At 41.7% G+C, this 25,611-nt stretch carries 14 protein-coding genes; 1 reads left to right on the top strand and 13 read right to left on the bottom strand.

What is annotated here, in order from left to right:
• Window positions 1-4 precede the first annotated feature (4 nt).
• From HFD85_RS16060 to HFD85_RS16050, 3 genes are all read right to left on the bottom strand, one after another.
• Window positions 5-2,338 (bottom strand): ABC transporter permease, encoded by a 2,334-nt coding sequence (locus HFD85_RS16060; protein ID WP_167612139.1) that lies wholly within the window; start codon window positions 2,336-2,338, stop codon window positions 5-7.
• A 12-nt stretch (window positions 2,339-2,350) separates the two neighbouring features.
• A complete protein-coding gene (locus HFD85_RS16055; RefSeq protein ID WP_167612136.1) occupies window positions 2,351-3,037 on the bottom strand; it encodes an ABC transporter ATP-binding protein in 687 nt (228 codons plus the stop codon).
• 253 nt (window positions 3,038-3,290) lie between these two features.
• Window positions 3,291-5,663, bottom strand: coding sequence for an ABC transporter permease (locus HFD85_RS16050; protein ID WP_167612133.1), 2,373 nt, complete (start codon window positions 5,661-5,663; stop codon window positions 3,291-3,293).
• A 114-nt stretch (window positions 5,664-5,777) separates the two neighbouring features.
• Here HFD85_RS16050 and HFD85_RS16045 point away from each other — a divergent pair, with 114 nt between their 5' ends.
• Window positions 5,778-6,488, top strand: a complete 711-nt coding sequence (locus HFD85_RS16045) for a DNA alkylation repair protein (RefSeq protein ID WP_167612130.1) — start codon at window positions 5,778-5,780, stop codon at window positions 6,486-6,488.
• A 165-nt stretch (window positions 6,489-6,653) separates the two neighbouring features.
• Here HFD85_RS16045 and HFD85_RS16040 read toward each other — a convergent pair whose 3' ends face one another.
• The 10 genes from HFD85_RS16040 to tnpA all read right to left on the bottom strand — a co-directional run bounded on the left by HFD85_RS16040 (window position 6,654) and on the right by tnpA (window position 25,482).
• Window positions 6,654-9,053: an ABC transporter permease gene (locus HFD85_RS16040; protein ID WP_167612127.1), complete on the bottom strand. Its 2,400-nt coding sequence runs from the start codon at window positions 9,051-9,053 to the stop codon at window positions 6,654-6,656.
• A gap of 11 nt (window positions 9,054-9,064) precedes the next feature.
• Window positions 9,065-10,543, bottom strand: a complete 1,479-nt coding sequence (locus HFD85_RS16035; RefSeq protein WP_167612124.1) for a DUF4933 domain-containing protein — start codon at window positions 10,541-10,543, stop codon at window positions 9,065-9,067.
• Between the two features lie 6 nt (window positions 10,544-10,549).
• On the bottom strand, window positions 10,550-12,088 hold the full coding sequence (locus tag HFD85_RS16030) for a DUF4933 domain-containing protein (protein WP_167612121.1): 1,539 nt from the start codon (window positions 12,086-12,088) through the stop codon (window positions 10,550-10,552).
• A 10-nt stretch (window positions 12,089-12,098) separates the two neighbouring features.
• The gene (locus HFD85_RS16025) at window positions 12,099-13,637 is read right to left on the bottom strand and encodes a DUF4933 domain-containing protein (protein WP_167612118.1); all 1,539 of its coding nucleotides are present in this window, start codon (window positions 13,635-13,637) and stop codon (window positions 12,099-12,101) included.
• A gap of 143 nt (window positions 13,638-13,780) precedes the next feature.
• Entirely contained in the window at window positions 13,781-14,194 is a 414-nt protein-coding gene (locus HFD85_RS16020; protein WP_240925062.1) for an endonuclease domain-containing protein, read from the bottom strand.
• Between the two features lie 90 nt (window positions 14,195-14,284).
• The gene (locus HFD85_RS16015; RefSeq protein ID WP_167612115.1) at window positions 14,285-16,660 is read right to left on the bottom strand and encodes an ABC transporter permease; all 2,376 of its coding nucleotides are present in this window, start codon (window positions 16,658-16,660) and stop codon (window positions 14,285-14,287) included.
• A gap of 265 nt (window positions 16,661-16,925) precedes the next feature.
• The gene (locus HFD85_RS16010) at window positions 16,926-19,319 is read right to left on the bottom strand and encodes an ABC transporter permease (RefSeq protein WP_167612112.1); all 2,394 of its coding nucleotides are present in this window, start codon (window positions 19,317-19,319) and stop codon (window positions 16,926-16,928) included.
• A gap of 224 nt (window positions 19,320-19,543) precedes the next feature.
• Complete coding sequence (locus tag HFD85_RS16005) at window positions 19,544-21,910, bottom strand: ABC transporter permease (RefSeq protein ID WP_167612109.1); 2,367 nt, start codon at window positions 21,908-21,910, stop codon at window positions 19,544-19,546.
• 446 nt (window positions 21,911-22,356) lie between these two features.
• A complete protein-coding gene (locus tag HFD85_RS16000) occupies window positions 22,357-24,756 on the bottom strand; it encodes an ABC transporter permease (protein WP_167612106.1) in 2,400 nt (799 codons plus the stop codon).
• Between the two features lie 264 nt (window positions 24,757-25,020).
• On the bottom strand, window positions 25,021-25,482 hold the full coding sequence (gene tnpA / locus HFD85_RS15995) for an IS200/IS605 family transposase (protein WP_167612103.1): 462 nt from the start codon (window positions 25,480-25,482) through the stop codon (window positions 25,021-25,023).
• Window positions 25,483-25,611 lie beyond the last annotated feature (129 nt).

Genomic DNA, 25,611 nt, shown 5'->3' with positions numbered 1-25,611 from the left:
TAGGTTATTCATACCGAAGTGCTTCAACCGGGTTCCGTGTTGCTGCTCTCCAGCTTTGCCAGCTGACAGTCAATAGTGCAATTCCCAAAGCCAGCACGCCTGCCAGTGCAAAAATCCACCAGCTCAGGGTGGTTTTGTAGGCAAAACTTTCGAGCCATTTATTCATGGCATAGTATGCAATTGGTGTGGCTATTACAAAAGCTACAACTACCCAAACCACAAAATCTTTGTTCAGCAGTACCAGTATTTCGGATATTTTAGCGCCATTTACTTTACGCACTCCTATTTCCTTGGTACGGTTTAAACTGATTAAAAATATCTGTCCAAGGATGCCCATACAAGTTAGAACGATAGCTATCAGCGAGAAGAAAGTTATGGACTTTGCGAGCTTTTCTTCTTTGGAATACATCGCCTGAAACTGGTCGTTGTAAAAGGTAAATTCCATTGGATCGGTGGGTAACATGCTTTTCCAGACTTTCCGGATCTGATTGATTTGCTCGCCGATATTTCCGGGCAGAAGCCGCATCGAAAGCGTGTTAAATTCGCGGTCGGGGTTATACATCAAAGCTACCGGGGTTAACGTTGAATGTAGCGATTCGACATTGAAATTATTGACTTTGCCAATAACATTGTAGCCACCTTCTCTGCCATTATTATATTTTCTGCCATCCAGATTTTCCCAGCCATAACGTTTTACCGCCGCTTCGTTCATCAGGCAAGCCTGGTCTTTATCGCCCGACAGGAAATTCCTTCCGTCCAGCAATTTCAGGCCAAAAGTTTCGAGGAAGTCGTCGGAAACATAAATACAGTTTACCATAAACTCATCACCTTCTACCCCACTTCCCATACTCATGTTAATATGACCGGGATATCCGTTGCTTAGCGTGCTGCCGGTTACAAAAGGAAGTTTGCCAACCTCATCTTTCAGGGCTTTCTGGTTTTCGAACAAAAACGGAAGTTCTACTCTTAGCAAATGTTCTTCGTTAAAACCTAAATCATAATGTTTTACATACTGAAGTTGTTTGTAGATAAGCATCACAGCAGCAATCAAGGCAATGGATACCGTAAGCTGGAACGTAAGCATCGCCTGTTTCCCGAGCTGTTTGCCGGTTCGTTTTCTGCCTGCCGAAAGGAAATCGGTAATGTTAAACCTCGACAAAATATAAATGGGGGCCAGACTATTCAGCAGAATAATACCAGCAATAGTAGCCGCGAAAACAGGCAACAATTGATAAAAATCGATATTGTTAAAATTGATTTCCTTACCAAACAGGATTTCAGTGGCAGGTAAAAATAACGAGACTAATAATACAGAAACCAGCAAAGCGATAACTATCCCAATCGACACTTCCAGAAACGAATCGACCAACAAGTGCATTTTACCGGCACCGTTTGTTTTGTTAATACCAATTTCTTTCATTTTGGCGTATTGCATCGAAACCGTGTAACTGAGGTAGTTGATACTCGATAAAAGAATTATAAGAATGGCAATTGCCAGGAAAACCAGCAGCATTTTTGAATTGCCTTTGGTATGTTCGTCTGTCCATCCAAGATTCATTGTGGAAAGATAAATGTCGGATAAGTTTTGCAACGCCAGGCTGTCAACAGTCGTATTGTACTGCCCAATGGAAGCATTCAGCGTTTCAGCAAACTGCGTCGGATCAATCCCATTTCTCAGCATTAGAAAATGTTCAACAGGATAAATACAAACACCATTATTACAAGCTTGCGACATCTGGAAATCTTTGTTTTCGCTGTTTAGCAAAAGTTCAGCCTTAAAACTTGAATTGTCAGGAAGATCTTTCATAACCGCGGTTACCGTAGCAGTAAAAAACTCCTGCTTAATGGTACGCCCTAAAGGATTTTTATCACCAAAAAGTTGCTTAGCCACCGACTCTGTTATTACGGCCGAATTTAGCTGACTAAAGGGTTTATCTTCAAGGCTGGAAAGAATGGGTATTGAGAAAACATCAAAAAAACGATCGTTGGTAGAAATTATATATTGAACCCGGGCATAATCTTTAGTCTCGGCATCCTTAATCGTCATCGGGAAATAGGAGAAGCCAAGCGGACAGGTTTCTTCAACATCGGGGTATTGTTCAGCAATTACAGCGTTGATTTTGTAATCCAGTCCCGACTCATTCTTTTTAGCATCATAAAGGCGATAAATCTGTTCATGCCGGGCAAAGTGTTTGTTTACATTGTGTTCTGCGTTGTAAAACAAAGCTATTAAGATACAGGCTGTAAAGCCAATGGCAAACCCACCAATAATAAGCGACGAATACAGCTTATTCTTCAGCAAATTACGAATGGCAAGTTTTAATTTAAAACGAATCATCTTTATGCGGTTTTATGACCTGTTAGTAACCGGATAATCTTCCTGCACCAGTCCGTCAACCAGCTTTACAATGCGGGTTCCGTACTGTGCAAATTTTTCGTTGTGAGTCACCTGAATAATCGTCATGCCTTCTTCGTTCAGTTTTTTTAGTAACGACATGATCATTTCTCCCTGCTCGGAATGCAGGTTTCCGGTAGGCTCGTCGGCCAGCAGCAGTTTCGGACTGCCGATAATGGCACGCGCTACTGCAACCAGTTGCTGCTGCCCGCCAGAAAGCTGACTGGGGAACAAATCTTTTTTGGCAACGATATTAAAGCGGTCGAGCAGGTCGGCCACCAGTGCTTTGCGTTCTTTGCCTTTAACGCCTCGGTAAACCAGCGGAGTTTCGATGTTTTCGTAAACATTCAGTTCGTCGATCAGGTGAAATGCCTGAAAGATGAAACCGATATGGCTGCGATGGTACATCACCTTTTGCTTTTCCTTGATCTGGTGGGCAGGCTCGTCCCAGAAATAATATTCGCCGGCACTGGCTTCATCGAGCAGCCCGATAATGTTTAGCAAGGTGGATTTACCGGCGCCACTTGGCCCCATTATTGAAACAAACTCGCCTTGTTTTACTTCGAGGTTTACACCTTTTAAAATAAATGTTCGCTGAAAACGCGAATCGTAATACTTGTCGATTTTCTTAAGTTGAATCATATTTATTTCTAATTATTTCAGGTTGATGAGTATGGTATTCCAAAATCAATGCCCCTCACATATAAAACTACAAATCAAAGAGTTAAATATATCTAACAAAACGGAAGTGTCCAATATTTTTACAGATTGTGTAAAATATTTTGTCGATTTCTAAATAAATAATCCTTCAGGATTTTAAAACCCTGAAGGATTAAATGATTCATGTAAAAGAGGTTTCCAACCCGATGTTTCGGACGGGATCTTTACTCACGCCCTATTCATACCTGAGTGCCTCGACAGGATTTCGGGTGGCCGCTTTAAAACTCTGCCAGCTTACTGTAAGTATGGCAATCAGCAAAGCCATAAATCCGGATAAGGCAAAAATCCACCAGCTAAGATTGGTTTTAGTGGCGAAGTTTTCGAGCCATTTATGCATGACAAACCAGGCAATCGGACAGGCAATAACAAAAGCAATGATCACCCAGCGAATAAAATCTTTATTGAGCAGGAACATCACTTCGCCAATTTTTGCACCATTAACCTTTCTTACACCGATTTCCTTTCTTCTTCGTTCGATAACAAAAAGTGATAAACCAAACAAACCAATGCAGGAAATAAAAATGGCAACAAAGGTGAAATAGCGGAATAAGCCAGAGATTCGTACTTCAGAATTGTAAAGTCCTTCAATCTCATCGTCGAAGAATTTTACTTCGCAAACCGACTGAGGTAATACGCCGGCCCAGGCTTGTTTAATATTTTCAATTGTTTGTTTGAAAACAGTGGGATCGATACGAACAATAATATAATCAGGGTTGCTGAAAAGTGGTGTTATTACCATCGGTTCAACGCCCCGGTGCAACGATTCAAAATGAAAATCGCTAACTACGCCTGCAATTGTTCCTTTCTCCTCATCACCCGATCGTCCGAAAAACTTTCCTACCGGATCCATCAACTGCATTCGTCTCACAGCTTCCTGGTTCAATATTATTTTTGGCGATTTTAGTGTTTCCTGATTCTGAACTTCCTCATACGATTCCGGGAAGTTGTTTCCTTCAGCCATTTCAATGCCCAGTGTTTCAAAATAGTTCCGGTCGGCCTGCATGTTACAAATCAGCACCTTATTCTCCGGATCTTTTCCTTCCCACTCGAAGCCCCACGATGAATTTCCACCGTAAAAAGGAACGCGGTCTGTCCGTGTGAGATTTATTACTCCCGAAATCCTGGTAAACTCTTTTTTCAGCACTTCATGTTTGGTCTTTGCTTCGCCACTAAGTGGAAGATAAACCAGATTGGCATGGTTGTACCCCAGATCGTAATTATTTATAAACCTCAATTGCTGCGAAATCACCAGTGTTCCGGTTATTAATACTACCGATAGAACAAACTGCAAAACCACCAGTACATTCTTCAATCCGAGCTTTCCATTTCGGCCGTTATGTGCCTTTTTTATGGCCTGTGCCGGACTAAACGACGATATATAAACTGCAGGGTAAACTACCGATAAAACCAGAACTGTAACAACTACACCAAGCAGCATCATTAACATGAACTTATTTTGCAGTAAACCAATGCTTACGGTTTTGTCAGAAACCGACCGAAATGCCGGAATAAACAACAAAACAAGAATAATACTAAGCAGTAAGCTCAGTATAATCATCATTCCCTTCTCCTGGAGAAACTGGTTCAGAATTGAAAATTTATTGGCTCCAAGTACTTTTCTGATCCCAACTTCGGGGCGACGCTGCTCAGCTTTGGCAGTCGACAAATTGATAAAATTGATGGAGGCAATAAGGATAATGATAAAAGCAATTCCCAAAAACTGGTAGATGTATTGAATACGGTTATTTTTTCCGGAGAAAGAATGCAGCCGTTCTTTCTGAAATGGGAAAAGATAGAGCGTTGTATTGTCCTGACCACGCTCTTTTAAAAAGTTCGTGATCTTGGCGTTCAGTCCTTCTGCATCGGCGTTTTCGGCCAATACCAAACTGGTTCGTGGCCAGTTGTTTCCCCAGCGGGTTGGATCAACACCATATTCATTCTGAAGAAACCGAATCGGAATCAGCACCTTAAAACCGATGGATGAATTTTTACCAATTTTTTTAGCGACTGCACCTACTGTAAGCGACTGCCCATCGTTAATTTTAATCGTCTTCCCCACCGCCGGTTCGTCGCCAAAAAGGCTGGCAGCGACTTCTTCATCGATGATCATTTTATCGGGGGCTGACAAAGCATCTTTTTCACCTTCTTTTATTTCAAAGGAAAAGACTTCCATGAACGAACTATCGACACAAAGAAACGGCCCGTCCTTAATTTCCTTATCGCCGTAACGCATCAGGTGATCTCCTACATAAGCAAAAGTCGTTGCCTGCTCTACCTCGCTGAATTCTTTGATAAATTCCTGTGCTAGCGGAAATGGAGTGCTAGCAGTGAACAATTCCTGTCCTTCGGAATACTGCTGGTGCTCGTATACGGTGTAAATCTGATCGATATTTTTATGAAATCGATCGAAGTTCAACTCATCAACCACCCAAAAGAGGATGAGTGTTACCACTGCAATGCCAAGCGAAAGTCCTAAAATATTGATTACCGAGAATATCCCGTTTTTTCGGATGTTTCTCCAACCGATCAGTAAGTTTTTGAATAGCATAATAAGGTTTAATTTAATCCATGGTTCTTAATCGATAGTATAAAGACCTTATATTTAGAAATTCGTTACACTTCTTTGAATGTTTTCTATTTTTATTGTACGAAAAAAACTACCATGAACATTTCGGAGATCGTCGATTCAATGTATGAAGACCTTCTGAAGGTTTCTGCATTCAGGCATAATACGCTTGGTGTTCCGGGATTTCACACGTCCATGAAACGCCTGGGAGTTAATGCTACCCAAATGAGATCTGTAATAAGTGAATGGAACAAAATTTTACATGATTTTACTACCGAACAGTGGATTGAACTTTGCATTCAACTGACACAAAACGGTGTTTTTGAGTGCCAGATCATGGCTTACGAAATCCTATGGACACATAAGAAAGTATTAAAAAGCCTGAACCACAAACAAATTCTTATTCTTGGCGAAAGACTGGATAACTGGGCTTCCACCGATGCTTACGGCACAATGATCGCCGGCTGGCACTGGCGCGAAGGCACGCTACCTGAATCCCAGATTCTTGCCTGGCTAAACAGCGACGACCGCTGGTACCGCCGCTTAGCAGTTGTCTGCACGGTTCCTTTAAACATCGGTTCGCGTGGCGGAAGCGGGGATCCGAAACGAACGCTGATGATTTGCCGGAAAGCGCTTGCCGACCGCGATGATATGGTTGTAAAAGCAGTATCGTGGGCTCTGCGCGAACTCTCGAAGACAGACAAAAAAGCCGTAGAAAACTTTATGGATAAATACCGGGAACAACTTCACCCGCGTGTTCGCCGCGAAGTGACTGCCAAACTTTTAACGGGTAGAAAAAACGGATAAGGGGTTAAAAACACTGCTTTTTCTTTACCCCTAAATCCCCTGAAGGGGACTTGTTTGTATCTCCTATTGACGTATCATCTATTTTATATTCTAGCTCATTTTCTTCACAAATCTTTTTCAGTGCTCGCTACCAGAAGCCCCTTTAGGGGTTTGGGGTAAACTAAGTTATTCATATCGTAAGGCTTCAACAGGATTTCGCGTGGCTGCCCGCCAGCTTTGCCAGCTCACGGTCAGTAATGCAATTCCCAGCGCCATTGCTCCGGCCAGTGCAAATACCCACCAACTCAGGCTGGTTTTGTAGGCAAAGTTTTCGAGCCATTTATTCATAGCGAAAAATGCGATCGGCGTTGCTACAATAAATGCTACGATAACCCATTTTATGAAGTCTTTATTTAGCATTGTGAGGATTTCAGAAACTTTGGCGCCGTTTACTTTTCTGATGCCGATTTCTTTGGTACGCCTGTCAATTGAGAAATACGCCATTCCCAATATTCCAAGAACAGAAATTACGATGGCCAGCAACGAAAATGCGGTAGTGATGTTTTTCAGCCGGGTTTCATCCCTGTATTTCTCATCCATCAGGTCATCGAAAAAGTGATAAGAGAAGCCCCGGTTGTCGGTATATTTCTGGTACACATCACGAATATATTTTATGGTTTCAGCTTTATTGTTCGGAGCTATTCTGATATTCATCGTTTGAATTGCCTGCGGATCGTTTGTAATTACCAACGGACCAATGGGCTGATGCAAGGTTCGGAAATGAAAATCCTTAACAACCCCTACAATCACATTATTCCCAATGCGTTGCCCGACCGGGTCTTCAAAACCAAGTACTTTTTCTGCCTTCTGGTTGATAACAATCGGTATGGAAATGGCATAGCTTTTCCCCTCTTTCCTACTTTCGTTGGCCTTTTCATTTTCCTTCCAGTAATCGTTGCCAGTCATTTTCAGAAATTCTCCTTTAACTATTTCCAACTCATAGGTTTTGGCAAAATCTTCGTCGGCCCAAAACAGGGATGCATTTAAACTATCGGTGCGCCCCAGACTGGTCAGCGGAAGCGAAGTTGTCCAGCCAAAATCCACCGGGGCATAAACACTCGCTGTTACACCAAGAACATTAGGATTTCGCATTAATTCCTGTTTAAACGATTGATTCCCGTACCACAAACCGGTAGGCACCACAACCATATTTTCGTGTGTTAAACCTAAATCTTTGGTACGCACGTAATTCATCTGTTTAACAAACATCGAAGTTGCAACAATAAAAACAATGGCGATACAAAACTGAACGGTCACCAGCAAACGGATAAATGGTGTTCTCGAACCGCTTATACTCCCGCCTCTGAATATTCCGGAGGGATTTAACGATGCCAGGTAAAAAGACGGGTAAAGTCCTGCAACCAATCCGGTAAATAAGGAAATAAGTAAAAGATTTCGGATCAGCCGAAATGAGAACCGGAAGGCGATTTCTTTTCCTGCAAAATTGTTAAACCACGGTAAGATGAGCCATAAAACAAGCAGAGCTACAAGCATGGCCGCAAAACTATGAACGAACGACTCCCCCATAAACTGCCGGATAATATGGAATCGCCCTGCCCCATTTACTTTCTTGACTCCAATTTCGGTGGAGCGTTCTGAAGCCCGCGCAACAGAGAGTATCGAGAAATTAAGCGAGGCCATCAGGATAATTAAAAGTGCAAGACCAGAGAAAATCCAAACGTATTTGTAAGAGCTGATGTTTTTATCGAAACGATTCGGTTCATAATCAGAATGCAAATGGATATCAGTGAGCGGTTGAAACAGTAGCTTGTCAGTTTTATTCGAATATCTGCTCAGGTGATTCGTAATCTGACTTAAAAACGAGTCATCAATAACTGCATCTTCCCGCAATTTCACATAAACACGATTAAAAGACTTGTCTCCCCAATGATTGGAATAACCTTCCACCGTGCTGTTTACCTCGGGAAAAATATAACCAATGTCGATGTGTGAATTTTTAGGAAAACGCATCACTCCGGTAACTGTGTACATCTGTTTTCCATATTTGTCGATGATGATTGTTTTACCTAAAGCGGGTTCGTTTCCAAAAAGTTTTTGAGCCACGGTTTCGGAAAGAATGATTCCCGATGCATTTTCTATAGCATCGAACGCATTTCCTTCAATAAAAGGGAAGCCGTTGAATATGAAAAAGAAATCATTTGTAACCCATGATTCACGGGCTTCGATTTTTTCGCCCCCTTCTTCTTTTTGAAGTGGTGAATCTTCCGAGCTGGAATAAAGATACGTGGCGTATTCAATCTGCGGATAATCTTTTTTCAGTGTAGCAGGCAGCGGTCGGTACGAACCTGATGATTTTACAATTTCGTCGCCTTGTTTCGACAAGGTTAACACCCGATAAACGCGCTCATAGTCCATATGGAATTTATCGTAGCTCAATTCGTTCATCACCCACAGGTAAATTAACAGCCCCGAAGTAATTCCAAAAGTAAAGCCAACAAAAGTGATAAGTGAATAAACAGGCTTGCTTCGTAGGTTTCTAAGGCTTGATTTTAGTGTGAAATTCATTGGATTATACTTTATTCGTAAATAGCTATTATCCGATCGTTTTTGTTTAATTTTTTTACCGGAAGCCCGGTTGTATCTACCCCCATCAGTACCTCTCCTGAAAAAACAGAATAAGGTTTTCCTACTGCATTAACATATTTGGGCCATATAAAAGGCATCGCATCCAAATCGTTTTCAATATTTATTTCAGGAGGTGACGGCCAGATCATTTTCCCTTCAGGAACAAAAGGAGCCTCATCAACATAAATAAGCGTCGTTGCTTCTTTCCTTTTGTCATAAATTAACCGGCTGTATTTCAGGGTTCCTGATTTTGCAGTATTGGGGCAATCATAATCTTTTGAATAAGTAATAAAAAGATACTGGTCGGTCTCCAGTAACGACTGAAGTATGAGTTTATCTTTCAGGTCGAAACCCGGATCGATACCTCCAAAAGCCGACGGAATACCCATGTCGCCAAAATCAAAAATATATTTGGGGACTAAACGATTAGGAGGCATTAAACAATAAATGGTATCGTTATAAGATTGCCGAAGGTGAAGAGTTTGGTTGAAAAAATAGTTGTTGCCATCATCAACACCTCTGTATACATGCTTCGAAAAGTTTTCGATCGGATCATTATCGCGGAAAGTGCAAATTGTATCGTCTTTTGTTGATAATACCGAAATAAACGGCAGTGCTTCTGATACGGGTTTCCTGTTTTGTGCCAGGGCTTTCATTCCCCCCGGGAGCGGGTAAAGTGTAGTACTCTTCGAAACAAACTTATCAGAGAACTGTGCATATTTTATTCCCTTCGGTTTATTCTTGGTCTGCTCTCCTTCCTGTGTGGGCAGCACTAATGTTTCAGAACAATCTGTTTCATCATCAAACTGGTAATACGATGTTGTCTGGTTTTCCCTGTCGAGGTATTTATAACACAATTTGCCATTAGCATAAAATATTTGCCATGCCATTTTTGTAGCCGGATCGGAAGTCGCCAGCATAGTGCCGCCACCGGGAGCTTGTGTAACTTTCAATTCATTTCTACAAACAAATCCAAGAAATCTTCCATCCAAATTATATTGAGCAACACCTGCCTGAAAAGAAAAACCATAAATGTGTTTTTCACCAACAACAATATCTCTAAATCCGGAAGCATTAAAAATACTATCCGGGCCGGGTTCCAACAGAATGTATTCAACCTTATTAAACAGGTGCGAAAGTTTAATTTTTTGCGGATTCTCGCGGTTCCCTGCGATGTCAATAGTCAAAGGAGGATAATTTGAATCCACCGAGCGATCTTCCGGAAACCGAAAGCCTTTGGGTAATTTTGCAATGGAATCAGCAAACTGCTTTTCGCTTTCGGCAAGGAGTTCAGCTTCATGTGCCCGCTGTTCTTCTTCGGTAAGGATTTGTTTTACCAGTGATTTTTCATCGGTTTTCAGCTTATTTCTGCCACAGGAATATATTGCCAAACCCGATATTAAAATCAGAATATAGCCGAATGTCTTCATCTTTTGTTATTTAACAATCATTAAAACATTGTCATCAGCGGCAAGCATATTCGCAAAATTTCGCAACTCGTTTTTCTTTTCAATCGGAGCAGTTGAGTTTTCAAAACCTGTAGCTTTTATGTGTGCTTTCAATTCACTCCCTTTCAGAGAAACCAGGATTTCGCCGTTTCGCCCTACCATAAATGATTGCGGCCAGACCGGCACTCCGCCGTCGAGATCATTTTCCAATATCGGCGCTTCGTAATCGGTTGGCAAGCCTTCTACAATGGCCAATTTGTGTTTGGCCTTTGAATAAATGGCACGATAAAGTTTCAGTGTTTTATTTCTTCTGTTATTCGGACAATCGTAACTGTCTTTAGTGAATGTGATAAAAAGATAGTCGCGGGTATCGGCAAAATCCTGCAAAATGATTTTCCCGTTTAAATCGAAACCGGGATCCACTCCCTCCTGCATGGTAACTTTGTACTCACCAAGATGAAACACATACACCGGAAACAATTTATTGGGAGGAATTACCTGGAAAATAGTATCGTTGAAATTCGTCCTTACAAAGAGCTTACCGTCTTTTTCGTACTGTGTTCCCCGGTCGGTACCCCGCATCAGGTTTTTGGTATAATTTTCCAGCTGTTCTACTTTTGCAAAAGTTGCCAACGTATCACCTCCTGTTCCCAATATCCCAAGCATATTTTTTCCGTGCATGTTTTGCACATAGGTATTGCGATCGGGAGAAAACACTCCCATTCCCTTGTATAAATAATCCGGACTCATACTAAACATTCCCTGGTGTTTTCGTGCCGGGGGTGTTCGCGTATCGCCATGTCTTAAATCTACCGAAACAGTCCCAAGCCCGATAATTGAATCCGTGTTTTCCGAACCAGGCTGATTCTCAATCATAAGAGAAGCTGCTGCGCAATTATATTCCATGATGTATCGTTGCCCTGTGATATTATTCGAGTAGGTATAAAACAAATCATCGCCACGCCCCCAAACCGAAGTACCTCCCCCAACAAGCGTGTAATCATTCCAGAAGTGTATCCGGTCTTTTGGCAAGTCAACATTCACACCTGTTAATTCGTTTTTTACGACCGATCGAATAAATTCACCTTGCTTTGAGTAGAGATGGATACCGTATAAATTGGCCGCAACTAGATAATTATCCATCAGGTAATATTTAAACTTCATGTCGTTGGGTAGCGTTGAATCCGGCAAAGCCTCCATCCTGATGTATTTTACTTCTGTTGCAACATCTGATAATTTGAAAGGACGGATACTGTCAAGAGACCCTGCAATATCGATTACCATTGGCGGATGCTCAGGGTCAACTCCCCGTTCTTCTTTAAACCGAAAGCCTTTAGGCAATTTAGCAATGGAGTCAGCCAGCTGTTGTTCTCGTTCAATACGCAGTTGTTCTTCGTGTGCCCGTTGTTCTTCTTCGGTGAGGATTTGTTTTACCAGCGATTTTTCATCGGTCTTCAGGCGGTTGCTGTTGCACGAAACTGCTATCAGCAAAAACACCAAAAGATAGATACTGCTATTGTTCTTCATACGTATAGATTCATTTTATTACCATCAGAATTCTTTCATGATCCGCTACCTCCTCCGAAAGCTTTTTCAAAGCGGATTTCTTTTCTTCAGGCGCATTTGAGTGTAAATATTTATCGGAGTTAACATGTTGCTTAAGCTCATGTCCGAACACAGGAATGAGTATTTCGTTGCCCTTATCGGAATTATAGGTTGATGGCCACACCGGAAGTCCTCCGTCAATATCATTTTCAAGAATATTTGGCGAATAATCCAGTGAATCAGCCGGAACCAGTTCCAATTTCTCATTGGCAATATCGAATACACCATAAAACTTTTTTACCAGCTTATTTCTGCGGTTATTCGGACAATCATAATTGTCTTTTAGAAAATTGATAAAGATGTGCTTGTTAAAAACGGCAAACCCGCTTGGAATAATTTTACCTTCGAGACTTACACCCGGATCAACTCCATCCTGCTTTTCAACTTTATGCTCTCCCAGGTTTAACACATAAACAGGAAATAAACGGTTTGGTGGAATAATTTGAAATATGGTGTCGTTGTAATCGGTGCGAAAATAATGCTTCCCGTTTTTTTGATAGGTGAATCCCCTGTCGACTCCGCGCATTATACTTTTTGTATAATTTTTCACCTGCTCGTTTTTCGAAAATGTTGCCAAAGTATCGCCGCTGTTACCAAAGATTGCAAACATATTTTCTCCGCTTAAGAACTGAATGTATGTATTGTTGTCAAGCCTGTAACTACTCATCGTTTGTTTCATCCGACTCCGGTCAAGCAATTCCGTTGTTGCATTTTTACGTAGAACCATAGGAGGAGGCAAACCGTGATTAAAATCCAGGTCAATGTTCCCCTTCCCAATAATCGCATCGGGAGTTTCAGGATTATTGACGGTTGACATTGAAACAGGAATATTACTGCAATCCAGCTTCATAATAAATTGCTGTCCGCTTATGTTGTTCACATAGGTATAGAACAGCTCATTTCCCTCGTTCCACAAACTAAAACCGGCGCCAATTCTTGTAAATGATGACATGGTTGTTATCATATTCTTTTCCGGCTGGTAGGTTATACCTGTCGATTTGTTGCAAACCACATTGGTTACAAATTCACCTTTCCTGGTATAAAGAACTATTCCGTAAAGGTTGGATGCGACGATATAATCGTCCAGCATCAGGTAATTGAACTTCATTTTAGGATGGAAGACAGAATCCTCAGGCTGTTCTATTCGGATGTAGTCGATTTTAGAAGCAAAGTCGGAAAGCTTAAATGATTTGAAGTTTTCCAGGCTTCCGGCAATGTCGATTACCATTGGCGGATGTTCAGGGTCGACTCCCCGTTCTTCTTTAAACCGAAAGCCTTTGGGTAATTTTGCCAGCGAATCAGCCAGTTGCTTTTCACGTTCGGCACGCAACTGTTGTTCATGTGCCAGCTGTTCTTCTTCGGTGAGGATTTGCTTCACAAGTGAATGCTCATCGGTTTTGAGTTTGTTTTTATTGCTGCACGAATGAAATAAAACAACAATACATAAAAGAGAAAGTATTAGTTTGATCATTTTCGGTTTTATTATGGCTCGTATTTAACAAAAACATTGCCAGTTTCAAATTTTTCATTACGCGTATCGAAGTACCTCAATCCCGATGCTTCGATCGCGGGATCTGTTGATGCTGTCCGCCAAGTTTTTTACCCCTAAATCCCCTAAAGGGGACTTTTTTGTATCTCCGATTGGCGATTTAAACATTTCTGCTTTATCGAATTAATTACTTTTTTTATATCATTTTCAATCTCTTCATTTGTGAATCTTACTACCTCGATTCCCCAATAATTTAACTCAGCAGTTCTTCCAATATCATATTCATTTTGTTCTTTAGATTTATGAATTCCTCCATCAACTTCAATTACAAGTTTTAATGGATGACAGTAAAAATCAGCGATAAAAATGTCAATTGGATGTTGCGAACGAAACCGTAATTCCAATATTTTCTTTCCTTTTAGTTGCTCCCATAGTAACTTTTCTGCCCCAGTCATATTCTTTCTCAGCATTTTCGCTTTTTCAAAAATATGAGGCTTTGCGCCGTAAAACATTGAAATATTATCGTTTATATCCATCATCTTTTTCTTTAAACCCCTTCAGGGGTTTGGGGTGAACTATTATTCGTATCGAAGTACCTCAATCCCGACGATGCTGTCGGGATCTACCCCTTACTCGTATCGTAAGGCCTCAACAGGATTTCTTGTGGCTGCCCGCCAACTTTGCCAGCTTACCGTTAGAAGCGCAATTCCCAGAGCCAGCATACCGGCCAATGCAAAAATCCACCAGCTTAAAGTGGTTTTGTAGGCAAAGTTTTCGAGCCATTCATGCATGGAGTACCAGGCAATCGGCGTTGCAAATACAAAAGCAATTATCACCCAACGTACAAAGCTTTGGTTGAGCAGTCCTAAAATTTCTGAGACTGTTGCTCCGTTAACTTTCCGGATACCAATTTCCTTGGTGCGTTGCTGCGAAATAAAGAGCGCCATGGCACTTATCCCGATCATACTTATAAATATTCCGATGGCCGAAAAAGCAAAAAGAATCCGGCTAAGTATGGTCTCAGCTTTGTATTGTTCCGCGAGCCTGTCGTCGAGAAAGAAATAGTCCAGTTCCTGCCCCGGATAATAGGTGTTCCAGCCTCGTTTTATGGCATCCATTCCGCCCAGAAGATTATTGATACGAACATGCGTAAAACGCGCACGATTATTCGATTCATCGAGCCAGAAAGCAAAATCGCCAATGCTTTCATGTGCCGAACTGTAGTTAAAATCTTCGGCAACGCCTATAAAGTTAATTCGTGTTTCTCCGGGTCCAAGTGGTTGTGCATCCGAATAAGCTTTGAGATTTTCCATACTGCCGTGTCGTTCAAGCAAACGTTTATACAGGTGATTATTGATAACCATCCCCCTCACGGTGTCGGTACCCGGAGTGATCCAGTTTTCAACCAATTTGATGTTCATTGTTTTCAGGTAATCGTAATTGGCAAAAACAAATTCTGCCGAACCTTCGAGTCCAAGGCCATCGAGCGGCATGCCCTGCGCCGGGTAGCCAAAATGCTGCATGGTTAATCCCACCGATTCAATGGACGTTTGTTTTTCGAGTTCGCGCGCAAAAACGGCCGGATCTTTTGATAAATCTTTCACATTGAGAACCACCACATTTTCCTTATCGAAACCCAGCGGTTTATTCAGTACAAAACTTATTTGTTTGTTTACCAGAAAAGTTCCCGATATCAATACGATAACAATGGCAACCTGCACCACCAGCAGCGATTTCAGCACATAACTTCCTGTAAAATTGTTACGGCCTGCCAGAATATCGATCGTTGTATTTCGCATCAGTAAAAATCCAACAACAAAAATCGCGGTCAGCAGAAGGCAGCTAATCAAGACTCCGGCCATGGTCAAATAAACAATAGGTTCGTTATAATATACACGGAAATCAATCTCGAATAAGCGATTGATTACAGGTTCCAAAACTTCGATGGTGAGCAGGGAAAAGCCAATTGCCACAACACAGATTACAGTCACCTCGAGAAGAACCTGGGCAAGAATCTGCCTGCTGCTCGCTCCGATCGAGCGTTTCAAACCAAGTTCCTGCGATCGTTTTATCAGCTTGGCAATCGAAAGATTGGTAAAGTTCAGCAAGGAGATCATCAATATCACAAAGGAAATTAGGATGAACAAAGTGATGTTTATTTTGCTGGAACTTTCGCGTAATTCAAAGCGATAATCCGATTTCAAATGAATATCATCCATCGGAAATAAGTAAAAAGCGTATTCCTGCGGGCCGGGTATTGTTTTCAAACTGCTGGCATCGTAAAAAACGCTTACCTTATCGGCAACAAGTTTTGGATCGGCACCATTCTGAAGTTCGAAATAGTTGTAGGTCCACTGGATTTTTCGATCAGGCAGCGAGGCATAACGTTCGTGTAAGGCTCCGTTTTGCGACAACAGCAACTCGAAACGAAAATGTGTTTTGGGATGCGTATTCTTCACTATTCCGCGGATTTCGTAATCGCCCAGATCGCGCAAATACTGCAAAGCCTGAACGTTGATCAATTCACCGATAGGCGATCGCTCTCCAAAATGTTTGCGTGCAAATGCCTCAGTAACAAAAACCGTGTTTGGTTTCAACAATTCTGACACATCGCCGGCAACTACCTGCACGTCGAACATCTTAAAGAATGCCTCATCTACCGACATTATATTTTTCTGCGAAAAGGTATTTTCTCCCAGTTTTATGGTTCCCAGGTCGCAATGTGTAAACTGCGTGGCCAGTTTTACCTCAGGAATTTCAGCCGAGGCAGAATGAACAATGCCCATGCTTCTCGCCCACACGGCATTGTCGCGTCCACCCGGAATGGAAGTTACCCGATAGATATTTTTGTGATCGGGAATGTGTTTGTCGAAACTCTTTTCGTTTGAAACGTGAATGAATAAAATCAGAAAAGAAGAAATTCCGATCACCAAACCAAAAATATTAATCAGAGAAAAGACTTTGTCTTTAAACAAGCGCCGTACTATGAATTTTAGATTGTACATCTTAGTTATTGGTTTTTATAGTATTATTTCTCAGCATATTTGCTTTTTAAAAAAATGAGGCTCTGCAATGTTTAATTTGAAGCATTATCGCTTATTGCCACTTCTAATTAGTTAAGTCCTTCATTTTTATTGCCTCTAAATCCCCTAAAGGTGACTTTTTTGTATTCCGATTAGTGTAATATCATTTATCATATTTCTATTTCATTGTAGCTCCAACTACAATTCTATTCTCAGGCCCAAAGCCCCTACAGGGGTTTGGGGTATATTACTCATAGCGTAAGGCTTCAACAGGATTCCGGGTTGCTGCCCGCCACGATTGAAACGCTACTGTCAATAATGCAATTCCAAGTGCCAGTAATCCTGCCAAGGCAAAAATCCACCAGCTCAGGTTAGTTTTGTAGACAAAGTTCTCGAGCCATTTATTCATGGCGTACCAGGCAGCAGGCGTGGCTATCACAAACGCAAGCACAATCCATTTTACAAAATCTTTATTGAGCATGGCCAAAATTTCCAACACATTTGCACCGTTCACTTTCCTGATCCCGATTTCCTTGGTGCGCTGTTGGCTGATCAGCAAGGAAAGTCCAAGCAATCCCATTGAGCAGATGAAAATGGATAATAGCGTAAAAACAGAAAGTAGCCGGGCCTGCAAAATCTCAGTTTTGTATACTGCCTTGTACATCGTACCCACATATTCGTAATTGAAAGGATAGGCCGGAAATAGTTTTGTCCAAACGGTTTGCATGTCGCGGACGGCTTCCTCTTTCATGCCCGGTTTGTACGAAACCACAAAATTGAGCAGCCACAGATTTTCACGTTTAAAAAATACAAGTGGCCTTACTTTCTTCTTTATACTCGAAAGGTGAAAATCTTTTACCACACCCGTAATTTTCCCTTTTGGAATGGTAATGGCCGGAACCGGAGAAATAAGCTGAAATTCTTTTCCAACAATCAAATCAGGGGCGGCGTAGCCCAGTTGGTGCATCGCCGCCTCGTTGATAATGTACTCACCCGAACCTTCGGCATCTGCGTTATCCGCTGAAAAGTTAGTACCGCTTAAAAACGTGAGGTCGAAAAGCGAAGCAAATGAATAATCGCAGGGAAAAACCCCCAATTTTTCCATTGAATTTTCCTCTTGTTCGTATCCTTCCAGTTCGAAAGCGAACATGTCGTTGGCTTCTCCGCCGGGAGGCTCCATCATTGCCGATACCGATTCGATGGAATTGTATTTCAAAAGTTCAGCTTTGAAAACATCGAACTTTTGCTGGACGCTGGCATGTACCGATTCGAAACAAACAACGTTGTCTTCCTGCACCCCCATCGAGCTTTTCATGGCAAAATTGGTTTGCCGCGAGATGATCAGAACAGCCACAATCAGTGCAATGGCAAAGGTGTATTGAAACACAATGATTCCTTTGTTTACTGAAACACTTTTTGAGAATAGCGGTTTTGAATTTCGTAGTGATGAAAATAAGCGGTCAAAGTTTTGTTTCAGTACGGGCTGTAATCCGGAAAGAATTCCCAACATGCTGAAAAGTATAACAATCAGAATCAAGGGCAGCAGGTTTCCGTTTAGAAGATCGACTCCAAAATGACTTTGAATAAGCGAATGCACAGGAATAGAAAACAAGACGAACAGCAAAATAGAAGCCGTAACTATGAATAAACTCTCGGCAATAAAATACAGTAATCCGGCATGTTTCGACGCGCCCAGAATTTGATTCATCGTCATAAACTTAGCGCTGAAACCGGCCATTCCCAGGTTAAGGCCGGCATAGTTACTCATTGAAATCAACAACAGAATCAACGCTGCGATGGCCAGCACAAAAATGTTCGTCATGTTTCCGTTTGGCTCAATTTCACGAAGTTTATCGGAGTGCAAATGGATATCGGTTATGTTTTGCAAATGCGCTTTTGTCTTTACCTGATCTGCCGTCATATTGCTGTTGGCCGCTATGAATTCGGCGTAACGCGACGTAATATTTTGCGGATCGGCATTGGGTGCCAGCAAGAAATAGCTAAATGCCCAGCCCTGCATTTCTCCCTGCGCGAGCGTGGCAATAAAATCGGGATGAAAATGACTGTTTTGCGGAAAGTCTTTCATCACGCCTTTTATCGTATAATCGGTTTTATCGGCATAAAACTGTCCCGGCGGAATGGATATCACCTGACCAACCGGATTTTCACTGCCAAAAACTTTTTTAGCAAAAGATTCGGAAACCACCATCGAGGCAGGTGACTCCAATACGGTTTTACTGTTTCCAATTAGTAGCGGAGCATCAAAAACCGAAAAGAAAGTGCTGTCGCATTCAAACGCTTCGTTTACATCGTAATATTTTTCGTCGTGTAACACAACACCACCACGCACCGGAGCCAATCTCACAAACTCGTCAATATCAGAAAAGTAATCGGCAAGTTGCGGAATTTGTTGCGCATTGTAAAAACGTGCAAAATGACCGTTTCCAAAAGACTCCGGAGTTGTAATGGTGAATCGATAAATCCTGTCCGAATTTTTATGGTAGGCATCATAGCTCAATTCATTTTTCAGGAAAAGCGATATAAATACAATTCCGGTTAAAGCCAGTGCCAGTCCGAGCACCTTAATCAAATTAAGAAAAGGATGTTTCTTTAAGTTTCGTATTACAAAGCGTATGATCATTCTGGTTTATTTTACAATTCGAGTCACAGTACATTTATTCCAATACTTCAACCGGGATATGTTGGTGCTGTCCTCCAATCTTTTTACCCCTAAATCCCCTAAAGGGGACTTTATTGTATCTCCGATTGGCTGGTTATACATCTCCTTTTAATTGGTCCAAATTTTAAGTTATCGTTTATACTCATCATTTTTTTTAAGCCCCTTCAGGGGTTTGGGGTGAACTACTATTCGTATCTGAGAGCTTCAATAGGATTAATGCGAGATGCTTTATAGGAATGAAACAACACGGTAAGCAAAACCACGATTGCCGCGACGATGAAAGCAATTACAAAAAAGCCGAAATTGATGCCGACTTTGTACGAAAAGTTGCTTAACCACTTGTTCATAAAGTAATACGTTACCGGCACGGCCAGTAGCGATGCGATAACAACCATTATAAAATTTTCTTTTAAAAATGAATAAACAATGGTTTTCTCTGCGCTGCCAAATACCTTTTTAATACCTATTTCCTTCGTCCGTGTTTTTGCAATAAACAAAGTCAAACCAAACAAACCGAAAGCGGCAATAATCAAAGAGAAGAGGGCAAATATTGAAATGATTGTACTCAGATTTTTTTCAGAAGCATAAATCTGTTCAATCAGATCTTCAATGGGTTGGTACTGAAATGAGCGGTCAGGCGCCATCTCTTTCCATTTTGTTTCCAGCATCGGTAGCAGATTATCCAAAGTACCGGGAACATAGTTAATCGCCACCTGCTGAATGTATTTATCGGTCATCGTGATCATGATCGGGGGGATGTCGCTGTGGATGGAATGCAGGTTGAAATCCTTTACAATCCCGATGATCGTTTTCCCGGCATATTGTTTCCCAACCGGATTAGTAATTCCCAGGTCTTTTATCGCAGTTTCGTTAAATATGGCTGAACCGTTCAAGTCACTTCCAAATTCTTCTGAAAAACTCCGGCCTTCAATAATATTCAGGCCCATGGTTTCGGTAAAGTTGTAATCAACGGCCATCCCTTCAACTTTAACCTTTTCGGTTGGGTCATCTTCCCTTGGAATCATCATCGACATTGAGCCCTGCATGGGAAGCCCATGCATCGTTCCGGCTGCCTGGATTACATTGGGCAGCGTACTAATTTCGTTTATAAATGCACTGTACTCCTTGAAATTACGCCCCAGTTCGAACAATAAGATGTTTTTATTCTGATAGCCCAGATCCTTTTTCAACGCAAATTTATATTGCGAGCGGATAATCAATGTCCCGGATATAAACGAGCAGAAAATAACCAGCTGCACCACAATAAGTGAATACCTTAAAAACGATCTCCTTTTCCCTGATGTAACTTCATTTTTCAGAATACTGATCACGTTCAACCTCGACAAAAAGGATGAAACATACAACCCTGAAATTAAACCGATTACAACTGTCAACAACAAATAAATTGCTATGTAAACCAATATATTGGAGTGAAGAATATAAAGCTTGGTTTCAAACAGTTTTTCGGCATAAGGTTTACCCAGCAAAGCCAGCCCCAAGGCAATGGGCAACACGATCAGCGAAAGGAATAAGGCCTCACCCAGTAACTGGTTTCGAATAGAATTTACAGCTGCTCCGTTGGTTTTCCGTATTCCAATTTCTTTGGTACGGCCCGAAGAAACCGCAGTTGATAAAATGATATAATTGAAAGCAGCCACCAGAATGATAAGCAAGGCTATCGCCGAGAAAATCCGAATATTCTTCATGCTTCCCTGAATGCCCGAATTCATAACTTCGGCAGAATGCAGGTAGATATCAGACAAACTTTGAAGCTCATAATTTTTTGTTGGCTTCTCGCCCATATTTTTAAGCTCGAGGTCGCGAAATTGCTGATCGAGTGCTGCCGGATCAACGTCGGGTTTTAGCATAACCCACGTATTCCAAAAATCAAGATCCCAGTTTACATCGGCATTTGTAACCCTGAATGCCTGATTGATGGGCTCAAGCGTCCACGTGCTGTTTATAAAGCAATCGGCTCTTAAAGTTGAGTTTATCGGAATATCATCGAATACTCCTTTTACAATAAATAACTGTTCCTGTCCATTAGCCATTCCAATTATTTCCTGCCCAACAGGATCCTGATCGGGGAAAAATTTATCTGCTTGTTTCCGTGATAATACAATGGAGTTTCGATCGTCGAGAAGGTTGTCTTTTGAGCCGCTTAATGAAAGACTAAAAATCTCGAAAATTTCAGAATCGGTTGCTACAGTCTGGTAAACCGGGATAAATTCATCGTTCAATTTAAGGCTGAATCCCCGCATAAATCTTGCCCTTGTTGCATATTCAACCTGAGGAAATTCGTCTTTTATGGCCGAGGCCAAAACATAAGGCGTTCCGGCCATGGTGTTCTTAAACTCAAGGTAATTATTCACAACCCTGTATATTTGCTTTCTGTTTTCGTAGCCCCGGTTGTAGCTAATTTCATTTATGATGTACAACAAAATAATAAAGGAGGCAGCCAGGGCGAGCGAAAGACCGAGAATATTAATGCCGGCAAAAAGCCTGTTTTGTTTTAAAAAGCGGAGTGTAGTTTTCAGGTAGTTTTTAAACATGGCGATTAGTATTTAAGATTTTATCATCAGTATTTGAATCTTTCAAAATTGCTGTTTAACTAGTCATTCGCTCAATCCCGCCTTTTCTTTTAATCCTTCTGAATGACGATTTTTGGTTTGATTTTTACTTTTATATATTTCTAATCATTTAATTCTGTGGTCCTTATCCTAAAACTTAATTCGTACCGAAATGCTTCGATCCTGATGCTTCAATCGGGATTTCGTTTTATACCTCCGTACTTATAAGTGCCAGCGGCACGATGTTTTGGTAGCAATAGCAATACAGCGTTGGCAAAAGTCCCGTAGGGACGGTGTTTATTTCTATTTCAATTTATCGTCATCTTCATTAATTGTTTCATTCGTTATTACCTACAACACCATCGCTACGCGATTTAATTTGAATCATCATCACATTCTACCATAACTGCGTCGCGCTGCGACTTTGTCTACTCATATCGGAGAGCTTCAACAGGATTCCTATTCGCCGATCGCGTATAATTTACAGCGGCAATAAAAGCCACCATTACCAAAACAAAGAGACTGCAAGCCACAAATATTCCCCAGTGGATCGGTGCTTTGACCGCAAAATTCTGCATCCATTTGTGCGACATGATCCAGGCTCCGCTTAATCCAAGCAAAACCGCAGGAATAGCGATGTACTCCAAATCGGCGATAAACACCGTCAGGATATCGCGCAAGTTGGCGCCATTAATCCGCCGGATAGCCAATTCCTTTCTTCGGCGCGCTGCTTCGTTGGAGGTGTAACCCAGCAAACCAATAACAGTAATCAACAGAATGATCGCGTTTCCGGCCATCATCGCATTTCGGAAACCTTTTGCATCCTGGTAAGAATACTTTTGTTCCATTTCGAGGCTTTTTACCACGGCATCCTGATAAGGCAGAAAGCGGTTAAAAATGCTGCTGATAGTTGCGAGCATCCCGGTTTCAGCATTTTCCTTTGCTTTTACCAGCACATAGAATGAAAACGATGAGCGTTGCGCTTTTACTTGTTCAAACTTTTCACGCGGGTAATAGAAAAAGACCGATGGCCGCTGATCGGGATCAATAATATTCTTCACAATAAAATCAGGGAAAACACCACGAATCGTCGTCTGTCCGTGCTCACTTATCCGAATCTGTTCTCCAACTACATTTTCCCAGCCACTGAAGACCTTCAGTTTCTCTTCAGCCTTCTTGCTGATCAGCACATCGTTGGTAACCGCATTATCCGAAGCAAAATCCTCACCTTCAGTAACCGGAATATTTAATATCGAAAGGTAGTTTTCATCCACAAAATAAAAGTCTGCAATGTTGAACAGTTCTTTGTCGTCGTCAACTAAATAGACATTATTCCCCGATGCTCCTTCAATGGGGACACCAAATCCAAGGCCAACAGTTTCAATTCCGGGAACAGCGCTCAACTCGTTCATCACCGTTGAAATTTTTCCGGCGTCCATTCCACTTGTAGAAGCATAATAAACGCCTTTCGACCGGTAACCGTGGTCGGCTTCGAGAACACCGTTGTATTGCATGGTCACAATAACAAGTGTTGTCAGGATAAAGGAAGCACCCAAAAACTGGAACGAAAGCAGTACCAGTTTCCACCTGTTTCTTTTTTGCTGATAATTGCGAAATGCGGTTGCCACCGGAATACGCGAAAAGAAACGCCCCGGCAGGTAACTGGTTAAAACCACCAGGAGAATAATCAGTGCGATCAATGGCAGAACGACGATGGGATTCAAAACCGAAGCCAAACTGTGCCCAACCTGGGCCTCGGCCAGCGGTTGTAACACCCAAATGAGGATAATTGCACCAATCAGCGAGATCGCGAACAGAATAAATGTTTCGGAGAATATGATCTGCTGCAGGTTTCTGGACTGTGCTCCGCAGGTTTTATGAATGGCTGAACTTTTGGCACGCTTAATCAATGCACTCAAGGTCAGCAAAGTGTAATTCATTAACGAAACAAATAGAACAGCAAAGGCAATGGTCGCCAAAATAATGATCATGTCTTTTACCCCCGAAGAATACATGCGTTTTATGGGTTCGAGCGTGTATTTCAACACCAAACCGCCCTGTTGTTTTTCGAGCTCTTCAATGTCCTGGTATTTCACCTGCATTTGGCGAATGGCGGGCGCCAAACTTTCAGGTTTTACACCCGCTGCCAGTTTCACTGCCGCATAATAACGGTCGTTTCCCAGCCAGTTCGTTGTACCATCGTAAGCGAAAAAGCGGCCGGTGGAACTCATTGAAATCAGCACATCGTACTCGTAATTGGTGTTTTCGGGCAATTCCTCAAAAACACCGCCAATGGTAAGTTTCCTGTCGGGGTACGTTTTAAGTTCGATTACTTTCCCGGTAACGTCGCCTCCCATTTCAGCGGCAACCTTGTTCGATACCATACAAGTCATCGGACTTTTGAGAATTTCCTTCGCATTTCCGGTGATCATTGGCCGTGGAAGCACATCGAACAAAAATTCGTCGGCCAGTGAGAAATCTGCTTTGTAGCTTTTTTTATCTTCGGTATAAAATACCGATGAACCAATGCTATTCAGGCGGGTAGCAGCTTCAATGCCGGGAACTTCAGCTTTCATTCCAGGAGCCACTGCCCCACTCACTCTCGGGTATGTTTCCAGTTTGTTGGCAGATTTATCCTGCTTGAAACTTTCCTGAACGATATAAACCTGTCCGGCATCAGGATAAAAACTGTCGAAACTGTAATAATACAACACTTCCGACAACAGCAAAATCCCAAAAGCCAAGCCGGCGGTTAAAGATATAATGCGTGTGGTTGTATGTTCACCTTTTCGAAATAGTCGTCGTATTGCGAGTTTTAAGAAGTTCATTACCTCGTTGTTTTTTAGTTTGTTTTCTGATTCTGCTCGAAAATTTCATACTTGTTTTTAAAACACCATCGCTACGCGATTTTTGTTTCTGTTCGTTATTATTTTTCTACCAGAACTGCGTCGCTACGCGACTTTTTATTCGTTTTCAGCGCCATTTATGGACTTAGCAACTTGCATTCTACCTCTCGAAGTGCCAGCGGCACGAAGTTTTGGTAGCGATGGCGACAGTGCGTTGGCAAAAGTCCCATCGGGAGGTTGTAAGTTTCAATCATAAAATTCGAACAAATAAGCATCGTCATATTTTATATCGTTCTTTCTTAATAATTCGAGGTATTCAGCTTTAAAAGATTGATTCCCATGGTGTTCTTCCTGTTTCATAATATAACTGATAACATTGTTTCTTTGAGAGCGTGAATAGGTGAATGCGCCATAACCCGCCTGCCATTCAAATTTACCACTAACGAAATCCTTTGTATTAATCCATTTCGACGATTTGGCTTTTACATTTTTCAAAACATCAGAAACCGAAATGGAAGGATTCAATTCGAAAAATATGTGTACGTGATCTTTATAGCCACCAACCGCCAAGGAATAATTATTGGTTTCTTTTAATGTGCCGGCGATATACCGGTGTAATTCGTCTCTCCATTTTTCTGAAATAAAATTGCCTCTTCCTTTTACAGAAAAAACGGCATGTACATTCATTTGCGTAAAGGTGTTAGCCATCTTCTATTTCTTTGTTGATACCATATGGAACGAATAATTATTCATTGTATTAAAACACCATCGCTATGCGATTTTTGTTTTCGTTGTTATTATCTCTTCTACCATAACTGCGTCGCTATGCGACTTTCT

The organism is Maribellus sediminis, assembly GCF_011799805.1.
Lineage (GTDB): Bacteria > Bacteroidota > Bacteroidia > Bacteroidales > Prolixibacteraceae > Draconibacterium > Draconibacterium sediminis_A.
The sequence above is the reverse complement of the archived record's forward strand: the minus strand, read 5'-3'. Positions and strand labels throughout refer to the sequence as shown.